This is a genomic window from Nonomuraea sp. NPDC050022 (assembly GCF_044460705.1).
In the GTDB taxonomy this organism is placed as follows: Bacteria; Actinomycetota; Actinomycetes; order Streptosporangiales; family Streptosporangiaceae; genus Nonomuraea.
Map to the genome: position 1 here is coordinate 1435057 of NZ_JBITKE010000001.1, position 15107 is coordinate 1450163.

Consider the following 15107-nt stretch of genomic DNA (forward strand, 5'->3'; position numbering starts at 1 on the left):
GGGTTTTGAAGATCGCGCTTGTCGGGTGCGGCGCCGTCACGCAGGCGGTGTACGTGCCGCTGCTGTCGAGGCGCCGCGACCTGTTCGAGGTGACCGCCGTCTGCGACCTGTCGCGGGCCCTCGCCGACGTCGTCGGCGACCGGCTGGGGGCGCCCGGGCGCTTCACGGCCGTGGAGAGCATGCTGGCCGAGGGCGGGTTCGACGCCGTGCTCATCCTCGCCTCCGGCTCCCACGGCGAGCCGGTACGCCGGGCGCTGGCCGCGGGCTACGCCGTGCTGTGCGAGAAGCCGCTCGCGCTGACCAGGGCCGAGGTCGAGGCGCTGCCCGAGGGGCGGCTGATGGTCGGCTACATGAAGCAGTACGACCCGGCCGTACGCCGGGCCGAGGAGCTGCTGGCCGAGCTGGGCGGCCCGGCCGCGATCCGGTCGGTCGAGGTGACCGTGCTGCACCCGAGCGCCGAGTCCCAGCTGGCCTTCGCGAGCCTGACGCCGGCCCGCGACGTCGACCCCGCGCTGCTGGCCTCGCTGCGCGCGGCGGAGCACTCGCTGGTCTCCTCGGCGCTGGGGGAGTCGGCTCCCGACTCGGTCCGGGCCCTCTACGGGGTAGCCCTCGGCTCGATATGCCACGATTTGTCGCTCCTGAGGCGATTTAGTGGGTCGCCAGCGGAAATTTCGGCTGTTGAGACGTGGGGGCCGGGGCCCGGGTCCGTCGAGATCTCCGGAACGCTGCCGGTCAGCGGGCGGTTCTCGATCCGGTGGCACTACCTGGAGGACTACCCGGCCTACCGGGAGACCGTGGTCATCCACCACGACAAGGGCTCGCTGGAGCTGGTCTTTCCCTCTCCCTACCTGATGAACGCGCCCACGACGCTGACCGTGGTCTCGGGTGACGGCTCGGGCGGCGAGAGCCGGACCGAGTGGCGTGACGTCACCGAGGCGTTCGAGGTGCAGCTGGCCGCCTTCCACGCCTACGTCACCAAGGACGAGCCGCCGCTCACCGCCGCGGCCGGCGGACTGGCCGACATCGTCACGGCCCAGAGCATCGCCGCGCGCTATGCCGTACAGCATGACCTGCCCATCGGAGGGGAAGCCGCGTGAGCGCCGAAATCGTCGTCGTCCCCCACACGCACTGGGACAGGGAGTGGTACGAGCCCTTCCAGCGCTTCCGGCTGCGGCTGGTGGCGCTGCTCGACGAGGTGCTCGACACGATGGAGCGCGAGCCCGACTACCACTTCACCCTCGACGGGCAGCTGGCCTGCGTGGACGACTACCTGGAGGTCCGGCCGGAGAATCGCGACCGCATCGCCGCGCTGGTCGAGTCCGGGCGGCTGGCGGTCGGGCCGTGGCAGATCCTGCTCGACGAGTTCCTGTGCTCGGGCGAGAACATCGTGCGCAACCTCGAACTCGGCATGAACCGGGCCGACAAGCTCGGCGGGGCCATGGCGGTCGGGTACCTGCCCGACATGTTCGGGCATACAGCGCAGATGCCGCAGATCCTGCGGCGGGCCGGGCTGCTGCACGCCTGCGTCTACCGGGGTGTGCCGTCGTCCGTGGTGACCGACGCCTTCGCCTGGGTCGCGCCCGACGGCACGGCGCTGCGGACCCAGTACCTCCCGGCCGGCGGCTACGGCAATGGGGCGCACCTCTTCGAGGATCCGGCGCGTCTGCCGGAGCGGGCCGCCGAGTTCACCGAGCGGATGCGCGAATGGCACGGGCCCGAGGGGGCCTTGCTGGCGATGTACGGGACCGACCATTCGGCCCCCGTGCGCGGGTTGCCCGGCATGGTGGCGGACATCGGCGCCCGCATGGACACCTTGTCCGGATACATCGGCGCTTATTCGGGTGATGTGGAGGGGCTGCCCCGAGTCTCCGGCGAGCTGCGCTCCCACGCCCGCGCGAACATCCTGCCCGGCGTCATCTCCGTACGCGCCCACGTCAAGCAGGCCATGGGCCGGGCCGAGCGGATGGTCGAGCGCTACGCCGAGCCGCTGGCCACCCTCTGGGGTGGCGACTGGCCCGGCCGCTTTCTCGACATGGCGTGGTGGCGGCTGGTGGACGCCAGCGGGCACGACTCGGTGACCGGCTGCGGCGTCGACGACACGGCCCAGCAGGTCGCCGCGCGCATCGCCGAGGCCGAGCACCTCGGGCAGGCCGTACGCGACATGGTGACCGCCCGGCTGTCCGCCGCCGTCCCGTCGGACGGGGTGCTCGTCGTCAACCCGACGCCCGCCACGCGGCGCGGCGTCGTGCTGGTGGACGTGGCGGGCCGGGATCCCCTGGTGGACCCGACCGGCGCGCGGGTGCCCGCGCAGACCCTGGAGTACGCGCCCACGCTGCTGCTGGACGCCGAGATGGACCCGGCCACGGCGCTGACGTTCATCCATGGCACGGAGCTGTACGGCCAGCACATCACCGGCTGGTCGGTGGACGACGGCACGCTGACGTTCACGGTGACGCGGGAGTCGGCGACGACCTTCAACGTGGCGCAGCTGCGCGGGGCGCTGGACGGGGTGACCCGGGTACGCATCGTCGCCGAGGCCCGCCGTACCGTCGCCGCCCTCGTCGAGACGCCACCTTTGGGACACACCAGCATCCGACCGGCGTCTGCCGACACCCTGCGCGACACCGGCCCGGCGCCCGACGGCTCCGTGGCGGCGTCGGGCGGCTCTCCCGCCGAGTCCGGTGGTGCGGGTTCGGCATCCGGTGCCTCCGCCGCGATGAGCGCGCCGGTCGCCGGGGTGCGGGCCGAGGAGCGGGCGCTCGACAACGGGCTGCTGCGCGTCGAGGTGGCGGCGGACGGGACGCTGGCGCTGACCGGCGCCGAAGGGGCCACCGTCACGGGCGCCGGCCGCATCGTCGACGGTGGCGACGTGGGCGACACCTACAACTACGCGCCCCCGGCCGACGACCGGATCGTGTCGGACCCGGTGTCGGTCGAGCTCACGCTGGTCTGCTCGGGCCCGCTGGTGGCCGCCTTCGACGTCCGCCGTACCTACCGCTGGCCCGCCGCCGGCCAGGGCGTCGAGGGCACTCCCGAGATCCCGGCCGCCGCCAGGACCGAGGCGACCGAGGAGATCGTCGTCGACACGCGGGTCGAACTGCGGGCCGGAGAGCCGTACGTCAGACTGCACGTCTCGTTCGACAACCGATGCTCCGACCACCGGGTACGCCTGCACGTACCGCTGCCCACGCGGGCGGCGGCCTCGCACGCGGAGGGCCAGTTCGCGGTCGTCACCCGCGGCCTGTCCGCGGAGGGCGGCTGCGGTGAGGAGCCGCTGCCCACCTTCCCGGCCTCCGGGTGGGTGGCCGCCGGTGGCGTCGCTGCGCTGCTGGAGCACGTCACCGAGTACGAACTGGTGGAGGACGGCGCGGAGCTCGCGCTCACCCTGCTGCGCTCGGTCGGCTACCTCTCCCGCAACCTGCACGTCATGCGCCCCGAGCCCGCCGGTCCCCAGCTGCCGACCCCGGCCGCTCAGTCTCGCGGCCTGCGCTCGGTCAGCCTCGCGCTCATGCCGTACGGCGGGTCGTGGGCGGCGGTGCCGCCGGCGGCCGAGACCTTCCGGCACGACCTCCTCGTGGTGCCCGGCATCGGCGACCCGTCACTCGCCCTGCCCCCGGCGGCCTCCGGCCTGTCGGTGACGGGCGACGGCGTGGTCATGACCTCGCTCAGGGTCCGCGACGGCCGACACGAACTCCGCGTCGTGGCGTACTCGGAAACCCCCACGAACGCGACCATCTCCGGCACGTTCACTCAAGCCCGCCACGCCGACCTCCGCGGCCGCCCAGGCGACCCGATCCCTGTCTCCTCCGGCACGATCCACCTTCCTCTGCGCCCTTGGGAGATCGCCACCGTCCAACTTGGAAACTGAGAGTATTTTCATGACTACGTAGAGTAATATCTCGGCCATGATCACCCCATTGCACGAGGGGCTGGTCGGGATCACCACTCTCGACCCCGAACTTACGGCGCGGATGCTGCGCGAGCTGTTCGCCCTCCCGATACCCGACAAGTCCAAGGGCACCCAGGTGTCCTGCGACCTGTCGGAATGCGTGCCGGCCGTCTACCGGGCGGACGCGGCACTGCTGTACGGCGATGACCCCAAGAAAGCCGAGCTGGGGGTCATCGCCGAGGTTCAACTGGAGCAGGACGAGAGGAAGCGGTTGTCCTGGCTTGCCTACATCGCCAACCTCCGCGCCCGCGACAAGTGTCCTGTCTGCCTCGTCGTCATTTGCCCCAAGCGAAGGACCGCCGAGTGGGCGGCTCTTCCCATCGAAACCGGCCATCCGGGCCTGACTCTCACCCCGCTGGTGATCGGGCCCGACAACACTCCCGTCATCACGGATGTGGTCGAAGCCGTCGGCAACATCGGCCTGGCGGCCATCTCCGCGATCACGCAGAGCAAGCATCCGCTGATAGCGGACATCCTCGCCACCCTGACGGAGGCTTTGGACAGCCTCGATTCGGACGTGGCCCGACGCTACGCTGAATATGTCACCGTGGCGCTGACCGGCAACGCGCAGAAGGAAATGGAGCGACTCATGGCCACAGAGACCTACGTCTACCAGGGAGAGTACGCACAGAGCCTGCTCGCCAAGGGCGAGGCAAAGGGCGTGGCCAAGGGGCGCGTCGAGGAGGATATCGAGTCCCTGCTCATGGTGCTCGAGACTCGAGGGATGGCGCTGTCCGACGGCGACCGTGAGCGCATCACGACCTGCGGTGACATCGCACGCCTCCGGCTGTGGCTGAAGCGGGCGGTTCTGGCCTCCACGGTGGAGGAAATCTTTGCCTGAGAGCTACCTCTACCAGGGGGAGTACGCCCAGAGCCTGATCGCCAAGGGGATGGTCAAGGGGCTCCTCAGGGTGCTCGCGGCCTGCGAGGTCGTGTTGTCCGACAGTGACCGCGAGCGCATCTCGACCTGTGATGACGCCGCACAACTCGAGCTGTGGCTGAAGCGGGCGGCTCTGATCTCCACGGCAGAGGAACTCTTCGCCTGACCCGCAGCCGAACGATGACTTGAGGCGGGCGTACAGACCCGCCTCCAGTCAGCTCAGCGCGTCCCCCACGAGTACGTCTGCTTACGCAGCTTCAAATACACGAACGACTCGGTGGCCCGCACAGCCGGGATGGCCCGGATCTTGCTGAGGATCTCCAGCAGGTGCCCGTCCCCCTCGCACACCACCTCGACGATCACGTCGAAGGACCCGGCCGTCAGCACGACATAGTCGATCTCGTCGATGGCCGCCAGTTCGTCCGCGACCGACTCCAGGTCGCCCTCGCAGTTGACCCCGATCATCGCCTGGCGCGGGAAGCCGAGCGTCAGGGGGTCCGTGACCGCGACGATCTGCATCACCCCGGCCTCCTGCAGGCGTTGTACCCGCTGCCGGACCGCCGCCTCCGACAGGCCCACGGCCTTGCCGATCGCCGCGTACGGCATGCGCCCGTCGCTCTGCAGCTGTTCGATGATCTGCTTGGAGAGATCGTCGAGCACGAACGGCCCAGAGGGCGCGTCACTGTTGCGTCGTACGCGGGGCGGCGTGGACATTGCGAGGATCCTCCTAGCGGTCCGGCGTTGCGGGCGCATTCCCGCGGTGTTGCCGTCCTGGTGCGACATGGTGTCAGTTCTGATCGCTCTGTCAAGCGAATTCGTAGCAATTTGGTATATTCGCCACGAAATCCCTTGTCGTGAGGCGTGTGCTCTGTAAGAGTCTCGGCATCTCAGCCACCTCACCAGGAGGTCATATGACCGAGCTTGTCGAGGTCATCCATAGACACAGCACCTTGGTCAGGCGACCGAAGGAGAGCGCATGAGCACCCGTCTGCAGAACTTCGTCAACGGTGCGTTCGTGGACGCCAAGAGCGGCCGATTCTCCGATGTCATCGACCCCTGCACGGGCGAGGCCTACCTGCGGGCCCCGATCTCGGGCAGCGAGGACGTCGACGCCGCCTACGCCGCCGCGGCTGCCGCGTTCGAGTCATGGGGCCGGACCACCCCGGGCGAGCGGGCCAACCTGCTGCTCAAGGTGGCCGACGCCATCGACGCCCGCGCCGACGAGATCAACGAGGCGGAGTGCCTGAACACCGGCAAGCCGCGGGCCCGCATGGCCGAGGACGAGACCCCGGTCGCCTCCGATCACTTCCGCTTCTTCGCCGGCGCGGCCCGTACGCTGGAGGGCCCCACCTCGGGCGAGTTCCTCGCCGAGCACACCAGCGTGATCAGGCACGAGCCGATCGGGGTGATCGGGCAGGTCACGCCGTGGAACTACCCGATGATGATGGCGGTCTGGAAGATCGCCCCGGCGCTGGCCGCCGGCAACACGATCGTGCTCAAGCCGTCCGACACCACCCCGGCCTCCACGCTCAAGCTGGCCGAGATCCTCGGCGAGGTGCTGCCCGCCGGGGTCTTCAACGTGGTCACGGGTGACCGGGAGACCGGCGCGCTCGTCGTGGGTCACCCGACCGCGGCCATGGTCGCCATCACCGGCTCCGTCGGCGCCGGCATGTCGGTGGCCAAGACCGCCGCCGACGACCTCAAGCGGGTGCACCTGGAGCTCGGCGGCAAGGCGCCCGTCGTGGTCTTCGAGGACGTCAAGGACCTGCGCAAGGCCGCCGGCGACATCGCCACCGCGGGCCTGTACAACGCGGGCCAGGACTGTACGGCCGCGTGCCGCGTGCTGGTCCACGAGAGCGTGCACGACGAGTTCGTCGCCGCGCTGACCGAGGCCGCCGCCGGCACCGTGACCGGTGACCTGTCCAACGACGAGGCGCTGTACGGCCCCCTCAACAACGAGAACCAGCTGGCCAGGGTGCAGGGCTTCATCGAGCGCGTTCCGGCGCACGCCAAGGTGCTCACCGGTGGTCACCGGATCGGCGAGAAGGGGTACTTCTTCGCCCCCACGATCGTCGACGGGCTCAAGCAGGACGACGAGATGGTGCAGAACGAGGTGTTCGGCCCGGTCATCACCGTCCAGACCTTCTCCGACGAGGCCGACGCGCTGGCCAAGGCCAACGACGTCAGGTACGGCCTGAGCGGCTCCGTCTGGACCTCCGACCACGGCCGCGCCATGCGCATGTCCAACAGGCTCGACTTCGGCGTGGTCTGGGTGAACACCCACATCCCGTTCGTGTCGGAGATGCCGCACGGCGGCTTCAAGCACTCGGGCTACGGCAAGGATCTCTCGGTGTTCGGTCTGCATGACTACACCCGGGTCAAGCACGTCATGCACTACATCGGCGACTAAGGACTGTGCCGGGACATGGCCGAGTTGAACGCGATCGAACTGGATGACGTCGTCAAGGAGTACCTCTCGCACGGCGAGGTCGTTCAGGCCGTGAAGGGCATAACGCTGGGCATCGCCGAGGGGGAGTTCTTCTCGCTCCTCGGCCCGTCCGGGTGCGGCAAGACCACGACGATGCGGATGGTCGCGGGGTTCGAGGACCCCTCGCGTGGCGTGGTCAGGCTGCACGGCAAGGACGTGACGGATGTCCCGCCGAACAAGCGTGATGTGAACATGGTTTTCCAGTCCTACGCGCTGTTCCCGCACATGAGCGTGTGGGACAACGTGGCGTTCGGGCTCAAGCAGCGCAAGGTGCCGCAGCAGGAGATCAGGCAGCGCGTCGGCGAGATCCTGGAGATCGTCGATCTCACCGGCCGGGAGAAGCGCCGGCCGCGCGAGATGTCCGGCGGCCAGCAGCAGCGGGTGGCGCTGGCCCGCGCCCTGGTCAACAAGCCGCGGGCGCTCCTGCTCGACGAGCCGCTCGGCGCGCTCGACCTCAAGCTCCGCCAGGCCATGCAGATCGAGCTCAAGCGCATCCAGCGCGAGGTCGGCATCACGTTCGTGTACGTGACGCACGACCAGGGCGAGGCGCTCACCATGAGCGACCGGATCGCGGTCATGAACGACGGCCTGGTCGAGCAGCTGGCCGGGCCGCGCGAGATCTACGAGCGGCCCGCGACGGCGTTCGTGGCCGGGTTCATCGGCACCTCCAACCTGCTGGTGGGCACGGCGGCCGGCGGCGTGCTGACCGTCGGCGGCGGCCGGGTGCTGGTGCCCGAGCGGGACGGCCAGGTCACCGTGACCGTCCGGCCGGAGAAGATCACCATCTCGACGGAGCAGCCCGACGGCGATGTCAGCGCCGTGCCCGGCACCGTGGCCGAGGTGGTCTACCTGGGGACCTACAACAGTTACGCCGTGAGCCTCGCGGACGGGGCCGAGATCACGGTGTTCCAGCAGAACGCGCTCGACTCGACGACCACTGCGGAGCGGGGCGATCCCGTCTGGCTGTCGTGGAGGGCGCAGCACTCTTATGCGATCGGAAGTTGATTCATGGACCCCTCGCTCAACCCAGCCCTCCTGAGGGGCATGACCCAAGCCCGTACCCGTCGAGACGCCTTCAGGATCGCCGGTCTGTCCGCCGCCGGGCTCGCCCTGGCCGCCTGCGGCGTGCAGGGCAAGAAGGCGGCGCCGCCCAAGGCCGACGCGGTCAAGGAGTTCTGGGCCAAGCAGACCAAGCACGGCCGCGTGGTCTTCGCCAACTGGCCCGAGTACATGCCTGAGAACCAGGCGCCGCTGAAGAAGTTCCAGCAGGCCACCGGCATCTCCTACGAGTACAAGGAGGTCATCCAGGAGAACGCCGAGTTCTTCGGCAAGGCCGACCCCGTACTCAGGGCGGGCCAGTCACTCGGCTTCGACATCGTCGTGATGACCAACGGCGTCCAGCTCCAGCACATGATCGACCTGGGCTACGTGACGGCGCTCGACCACTCGCAGATGCCGAACTTCCTGGCCAACGTCGGCGACAAGTACAAGGATCGCGCCTACGACCCGGGCAACGTCTACACGATGCCGTACACCTCGGGCGTGACGGGGATCGCCTACAACACCAAGTACGTCAAGGACGAGCCCAAGAGCATCGAGGCGCTCTTCGATCCGAAGTACAAGGGCCGGGTCGGCATGATGAGCGACGCGCAGGAGATCGCCAACTTCGGCATGTTCGCCCTGGGCCTGGACCCGGAGAAGTCGACCGAGGCCGACTGGCAGAAGGCCGGGGCGAAGCTCAAGGCCCAACGCGACGCCGGAATTGTCCGGAAATATTATGACCAGAGCTATATCGATGCCGTGTCCAAGGGCGACGTCTGGATCAGCATGGCCTGGTCGGGCGACGTCTTCCAGCGGCAGCTGGCCGGTGAGCCGGTCAAGTTCGTCGTGCCCGAGGAGGGCGGCACGATCTGGACCGACAACATGCTCATCCCCAAGAACGCCGCCAACCCGCTCGACGCGCTCATCCTCATGGACTACCTCTACCAGCCGGCCGTCGCCGCCGACCTGGATGAGTTCATCCAGTACGTCACGCCGGTGCCGGCCGTACAGGATCTGCTGCGCGAGAAGGCCGGGAAGGCGACGGGCGAGGCGAAGAAGTCGCTGGAGGACATGGTCGACAGCCCGCTGATGTTCCCGTCGGAGGCCGACTACGCCAAGCTGCGCACCTACACCAAGTTGAGCACCAAGCAGGAGCAGGTGTTCAACCCGATCTTCCAGTCGATCACGCAGGCGTAGCCGATGAGGCGGCTCACCCCCTACCTGCTGGCGCTGCCGAGCTGGATGTGGCTGGGAATCTTCCTGGTCGTGCCGATGGCCGCGATGGCGTCGGTGTCGTTGCAGACGGGCAACGCGATCGACGGCTTCGCCATGACGTTCAGCTTCTCCAACTACACCGACGCGCTCAGCCGCTACAGCCCGCAACTCCTGCGCTCCCTCCTGTACGGCGGGCTCGCCACGGTGGCGATGCTGGTCATCGGCTACCCCGTGGCGTACTGGATCGCCTTCAAGGGCGGCGCGCGCAAGTCGATGTACCTGTTCCTGCTGCTGCTGCCCTTCTTCGTGTCGTTCGTGCTGCGGACGATCTCGTGGGGCTTCCTGCTGGCCGACGACGGCGTCCTGTTCGGCCCGCTGAAGAGCTGGGGCGTGCTGCCCGCCGGCTTCCACGTGCTGGCTACGACGTTCGCGGTGGTGGGCGGGCTGACCTACAACTTCCTGCCGTTCATGATCCTGCCGATCTACGTGGCGCTGGAGCGGGTCGATCCGCGAGTCATCGAGGCGGCCTACGACCTGTACGCCTCGCGCACGGCGGCCTTCCGCCGGGTGGTGCTGCCGCTGTCGCTGCCGGGTGTGTTCGCCGGGGTGCTGATGACCTTCGTGCCCGCCACGGCGGACCCGGTCAACGCGCAGATCCTCGGTGGCACGTCCAATACGATGATCGGCAACATCATCCAGACCCAGTATCTGACGAACCTCGATTACCCGACGGCCTCGGCGCTGTCCTTCACGCTGATGGCCGTGCTGCTCGTGGGCATCTTCATCTACGCCAAGGCGCTCGGCACCGAGAACGTCCTCGAGGCGGCGGCTCGATGAGGGGCCGCGGGCTCGGGGACCGGCTGCTGCACGTCTACACCTGGCTGATCATCGTCTGGCTGTCGTCGCCGATCGCGGTGATGATCCTGTTCGGGTTCAACGACAAGAAGAGCAAGTCGAACACCACCTGGCAGGGCTTCACCCTCAAGTGGTACCACCAGCTCTTCGACATCTCCGACCTGACCGTCGCACTGCGCAACTCGCTGGTGATCGCCCTGGTCAGCACGCTCATCACGGTCGTGATCGGCACGATGCTGGGACTGGCCATCGGCCGCTACCGCTTCCGGGGCCAGGGGGTGACCAACTTCCTGGTGTTCGCCGCGATCTCGACGCCCGAGCTGGTCATGGGGGCGTCGCTGCTGTCGCTGTTCGTCTCGGGCAACGTGCCGCGCGACGCGAACACGATCATCGTCTCGCACGTGCTGTTCTCGCTGTCGTTCGTCGTCGTCACCGTACGGGCCAGGGTGATCGTGCTGGATCCGGCGCTGGAGGAGGCGGCCAAGGATCTCGGGGCGACCAGCTGGGGGACCTTCCGGCAGGTGACGCTGCCGTCGATCCTGCCGGGCGTGCTGGCCGGGGCGATGCTGTCGTTCGCGCTGTCGATCGACGACTACGTGGTGACCAGCTTCGTCAACGGCTCCACCGTCACCTTCCCGCTGTGGATCGTCGGATCCGTCAAGACCGGCATCCCGCCGCAGGTCAACGTCATGGGTACGCTGATCTTCGGAGTCGGGGTACTGATCGCCATCGCCACCTCGGTCACGGCTCGCCGTCGTGCCTGAAAGTCCTCGACTCTGAAGTCCTCGACTCTGAAGTCCTCGACCCTGAATCCTCGAACCGAATCTGTGGGGAAGTGGAATGTGTGGATCCGCTGAAGGCGCTTGCTGACGCGGAGCGCAAGCCGTACTGGCTGGACAGTCCGGCCAGACCGGAGCCGCGACCGCGGCTCCTCGGAGACACCAGCGCCGACCTCGTCGTGGTCGGCGGCGGCTTCACCGGGCTGTGGACCGCCCTGCTGGCCAAGGAACGCGACCCTGACCAGGACGTCGTCCTGCTCGAAGGCCGCAGGATCGGCTGGGCGGCCTCCGGCCGCAACGGCGGCTTCTGCATGGCGACCCTCACCCACGGCCTGCCCAACGGCCTCGAACGCTGGCCCGACGAGATCGACCGGCTCGAACGCCTCGGCGTGGCCAACCTCGACGAGATCGAGCGGACGCTGGAGCGCTACGGCATCGACTGCTCCTTCGAGCGCACCGGCGAGCTGAACGTCGCCACCGAGCCATGGCAGCTCGACGCGTTCGGCGAGCACCTCGACCTCGTCTCCGAGCTCGGCCTCGACTACGTGCCACTCGACCAGGACCAGGTGCGGGCCGAGGTGAACTCGCCCACCTACCTGGGCGGGTTCTGGGACCGCAGCGGCTGCGCCATGCTCGATCCCGCCCGGCTGGCCTGGGGGCTGCGCGAGGCCTGCGTGTCGCTCGGCGTCCGGGTCTATGAGCGCAGCCCGGTCCGCTCGCTGGTCGACGACGGCGTCACGATCAGCCTGCGCACCCCGCACGGTGTCGCCACCGGCCGCCGCGTCGCGCTCGGCACCGGCGTGTTCCCGCCGCTGCTGCGGCGGCTCAAGCACTTCGTGGTGCCGGTGTACGACTACGCGCTCATGACCGAGCCGCTGACCGAGGCGCAGCTCGCCGAGGTGGGCTGGCGCAACCGGCAGGGCGTCGGCGACGGGGCCAACCAGTTCCACTATTACCGGCTGACCGACGACAACCGCGTCCTGTGGGGCGGCTACGACGCCGTCTACTACAACGGCGGCCTGGTCAAGCCGGAGTACGACCAGCGCGACGAGACGTTCGTCAAACTCGCCGGGCACTTCGTCACCACGTTCCCACAGCTCGCCGACGTGCGCTTCACACATCGCTGGGGCGGTGTGATCGACACCTGCAGCCGGTTCAGCGCCTTCTACGGCCAGGCGCACGCCGGTCGGCTGGCCTACGCGGTCGGCTACACCGGCATGGGCGTCGGCGCCACCCGCTTCGGCGCGAACGTCATGCTCGACCTGCTCTCGGGCGAGCGCACCGAGCGGACAGACCTGCGGATGGTACGCGAGAAGCCGATCCCGTTCCCGCCGGAGCCGGTGCGGTCCGGGGTGATCCAGTTCACCCGGTGGTCGATCGCCCAGGCCGACCAGCACGAGGGCAGGCGCAACCTCTGGCTGCGCGCCCTCGACCGGATGGGCTTGGGCTTCGACTCATAACCCGGGCAAAAGGCGGGATCATCGACATATGAGGGTTGAGTTCACCGCTGACGGGATCGTGCTGGCCGGGGACCTGCGGATGCCCGAGGGAGAGGGTCCGTGGCCCGGTCTGGTGTTCACCGGGCCGTTCACCGGGGTGCGTGACCAGGTCACCGGGCTCTACGCGGAACGGCTGACCGCGCGGGGCTACGCGACGCTGGCCTTTGACCACCGCAACTGGGGCGAGTCCGGCGGCGAGCCGCGCCGCCATGAGGACCCGCAGGGCAAGCTGGGCGACCTGCGGGCCGCGGTGTCGCTGCTGCGGTCGCGACCCGAGGTGGACGCGGCGCGGATCGGCGCGGTCGGTATCTGCCTGGGCGGGGGATACGCGCTGCGGTTCGCCGCCTTCGATCCCCGGGTGAAGGTCTTCGCCGGGATCGCCGGGGCGTACAACAATCCCTACGCGATGCGCTCGGGCATGGACTACCAGGCGGCCCTGGCCTCCTTCACCGAGGTGCTGGAGCGTCAGGACCTCGGTGGGCCGGTGGAGTACCTGCCCGCCGTGGCGCAGGAGGGCGAGGCGGCCATGCCCGGCGACGAGCCGTACGCCTACTACGGTGGCGCGCGTGCCGCGTCGGCGACCTGGGTGAACGAGGTCACCCGGGCCAGTGTGCGCGAGCTGATCACCATGGACAACGTGATGGGCGCCGACTTCCTGTCGCCCAAACCGGCGCTGATCGTGCACGGCGTGGTGGACCGGTTCTGCTCGCCGGAGGGCGCGGAGGAGGCGTTCCGGCGGCTCGACCAGCCCAAGAAGCTCGTCTGGGTCGATGCCAAGCAGCACATCGACCTCTACGACCAGGAGCCGTACGTCACGCTGGCCGTCGACGCGACAGCGGACTTCCTGCGCGAGCACCTGTGAACGTCAGACCCTGGCCGCTTCGGACACGGTCTCGGGAATGACCTTGGGCACGCCGCGCAGCCCTACCAGCGCGAGCACCGCCACCACGGCCAGCATCGCCGCGGTGGCCAGCGCCGTGACCTGGACGGCCTCGACGTAGGCGACCCGGGCCGCCTCGATGAGCTGCCCGGCCTGTGCCGCGGGCAGGGTCTGGGCCGTGTGCAGCGCGCCCGCGATCGACTCCCTGGCGGCCTCGTCCGGCACTCCGGCGGGCACGCGCAGGCCGGCGCTGTAGGAGCTGTTCAGCAGGGTGCCCAGGATGGCGATGCCCAGTGCCCCGCCCAGCTCGAACGCCGTCTCCGACACCGCGGCCGCCGCCCCGGCCCGCTCCTTGGGCGCGGTGGCCAGCACGTTGTCGTGGTTGACGGTGAAGGCGAACCCGATCCCGATCCCGCTGAGGAACTGCGGAGCGAGGATGACGAGCAGGCTCGTGTCGAGCCCGAACGTGCTGTAGCAGAGGAACGCGCCCGCGGCCAGCGCCAGGCCGAGCGCCACGACGCCGTTCCTGCCCAGGCGCCCGATGGCCCGGCCCGCGAGCATGCCGCTGATCGCGCCACTGAGCCCGCCCGGCAGGCTCGCCAGCCCGGCCTGAAGCGGCGTCCAGCCGAGCACGAGCTGGAAGTACCAGGCGGACATCAGCGACATGGCGGTCATCGTGAAGATCGCCAGCAGGTTGGTGCCGATCGACGCGCTGAAGGCCCGGTTCCTGAACAGCCGCACGTCGATCAGCGGCTCCGCCAGCCTGGTCTGCCGCCACCCGAACAGCCCCAGGCACGCCACACCCAGCACGGCCGCCACCGGCACGCCGACGTTCCCGAACCCCTGGTGAGCCGCCTCCTTGATCGCGTAGATGGTCGTCACGATGCCGATGAAGGAGAGCGCCACGCTCGGCAGGTCGACGCGGCCGGCGTCGGGGTTGCGTGACTCCGGCAGTACGAGAACGCCCCCGACCAGCACCAGCGCCATGATCGGGACGTTGATCAGGAAGACCGAGCCCCACCAGAAATGGTCGAGCAGCAGCCCGCCGATGACCGGCCCCACGGCGAACCCGGCGGCGCTCATCCCGCTCCAGAGGCCGACGGCGGCGGTTCGCTCCCCGGGATCGGTGAAGACGTTGCGGAGGATCGACAGCGTCGACGGCATGATCGTCGCCCCGGCCACGCCGAGCAGCGCCCTGGCCGCGATGAGCAGCTCCGGATTGGGGGCGTAGGCGGTCACCGCCGAGGCCGCCCCGAACGCGGCGGCGCCGATGAGCAGCAGGCGCTTGCGGCCGATGCGGTCGCCGAGATTGCCCATGGTGACGAGCAGGCCCGCGAGCGCGAAGCCGTATATGTCGCCGATCCACAGGAGCTGCGTGGCGTTCGCGCCGAGGTCGCCGACCAGTCTGGGCAGGGCCAGGTGCAGGACCGTCATGTCGAGCGAGAGGAGGAGGCTGGCCAGGCACGCGACGGCCAGACAGGACCATTTGCTATTGATGGTGCGCATGCGGACCACCATGTT

General features: G+C 69.1%; 13 protein-coding genes. 11 read left to right on the forward strand and 2 right to left on the reverse strand.

Annotation, left to right across the window (positions count from 1 at the left end):
- Nucleotides 1–5: 5 nt before the first annotated feature.
- From ACIBO2_RS06325 to ACIBO2_RS06340, 4 genes are read left to right on the forward strand one after another with little or no spacing between them, the layout of a single operon-like run.
- On the forward strand, nt 6–1097 hold the full coding sequence (locus ACIBO2_RS06325) for a Gfo/Idh/MocA family oxidoreductase (protein WP_358553794.1): 1092 nt from the start codon (nt 6–8) through the stop codon (nt 1095–1097).
- Nucleotides 1094–3868, forward strand: a complete 2775-nt coding sequence (locus tag ACIBO2_RS06330; RefSeq protein ID WP_397295642.1) for an alpha-mannosidase — start codon at nt 1094–1096, stop codon at nt 3866–3868. Before ACIBO2_RS06325 ends, ACIBO2_RS06330 begins: the two co-directional genes overlap by 4 nt.
- Nucleotides 3869–3905: 37 nt before the next feature.
- Nucleotides 3906–4790, forward strand: a complete 885-nt coding sequence (locus ACIBO2_RS06335; protein ID WP_358553798.1) for a hypothetical protein — start codon at nt 3906–3908, stop codon at nt 4788–4790.
- Nucleotides 4783–4995, forward strand: coding sequence for a hypothetical protein (locus ACIBO2_RS06340; protein WP_358553800.1), 213 nt, complete (start codon nt 4783–4785; stop codon nt 4993–4995). Before ACIBO2_RS06335 ends, ACIBO2_RS06340 begins: the two co-directional genes overlap by 8 nt.
- Before the next feature lie 53 nt (nt 4996–5048).
- Here ACIBO2_RS06340 and ACIBO2_RS06345 read toward each other — a convergent pair whose 3' ends face one another.
- The gene (locus ACIBO2_RS06345; protein ID WP_225290547.1) at nt 5049–5543 is read right to left on the reverse strand and encodes an Lrp/AsnC family transcriptional regulator; all 495 of its coding nucleotides are present in this window, start codon (nt 5541–5543) and stop codon (nt 5049–5051) included.
- A gap of 262 nt (nt 5544–5805) precedes the next feature.
- Here ACIBO2_RS06345 and ACIBO2_RS06350 point away from each other — a divergent pair, with 262 nt between their 5' ends.
- From ACIBO2_RS06350 to ACIBO2_RS06380, 7 genes are all read left to right on the forward strand, one after another.
- A complete protein-coding gene (locus tag ACIBO2_RS06350; protein WP_397295645.1) occupies nt 5806–7239 on the forward strand; it encodes a gamma-aminobutyraldehyde dehydrogenase in 1434 nt (477 codons plus the stop codon).
- Between the two features lie 15 nt (nt 7240–7254).
- Nucleotides 7255–8322 carry an ABC transporter ATP-binding protein gene (locus ACIBO2_RS06355; RefSeq protein ID WP_397295647.1) on the forward strand — a complete coding sequence of 356 codons (1068 nt, stop codon included), beginning with the start codon at nt 7255–7257 and terminating at the stop codon, nt 8320–8322.
- A gap of 39 nt (nt 8323–8361) precedes the next feature.
- Nucleotides 8362–9555 carry a spermidine/putrescine ABC transporter substrate-binding protein gene (locus tag ACIBO2_RS06360; protein ID WP_397295649.1) on the forward strand — a complete coding sequence of 398 codons (1194 nt, stop codon included), beginning with the start codon at nt 8362–8364 and terminating at the stop codon, nt 9553–9555.
- A gap of 3 nt (nt 9556–9558) precedes the next feature.
- The gene (locus tag ACIBO2_RS06365; protein ID WP_364012956.1) at nt 9559–10410 is read left to right on the forward strand and encodes an ABC transporter permease; all 852 of its coding nucleotides are present in this window, start codon (nt 9559–9561) and stop codon (nt 10408–10410) included.
- The gene (locus ACIBO2_RS06370) at nt 10407–11192 is read left to right on the forward strand and encodes an ABC transporter permease (RefSeq protein WP_397295651.1); all 786 of its coding nucleotides are present in this window, start codon (nt 10407–10409) and stop codon (nt 11190–11192) included. The genes ACIBO2_RS06365 and ACIBO2_RS06370 overlap by 4 nt, the downstream gene beginning before the upstream one ends.
- 80 nt (nt 11193–11272) lie before the next feature.
- Nucleotides 11273–12667 (forward strand): FAD-dependent oxidoreductase, encoded by a 1395-nt coding sequence (locus tag ACIBO2_RS06375; RefSeq protein ID WP_358553810.1) that lies wholly within the window; start codon nt 11273–11275, stop codon nt 12665–12667.
- 28 nt (nt 12668–12695) lie between these two features.
- Nucleotides 12696–13568, forward strand: coding sequence for an alpha/beta hydrolase (locus ACIBO2_RS06380; RefSeq protein ID WP_397295654.1), 873 nt, complete (start codon nt 12696–12698; stop codon nt 13566–13568).
- 3 nt (nt 13569–13571) lie between these two features.
- On the opposite strand, the gene ACIBO2_RS06385 is transcribed toward ACIBO2_RS06380, so the two are convergent.
- Nucleotides 13572–15092: an MFS transporter gene (locus ACIBO2_RS06385; protein ID WP_358553814.1), complete on the reverse strand. Its 1521-nt coding sequence runs from the start codon at nt 15090–15092 to the stop codon at nt 13572–13574.
- Nucleotides 15093–15107: the final 15 nt, after the last annotated feature.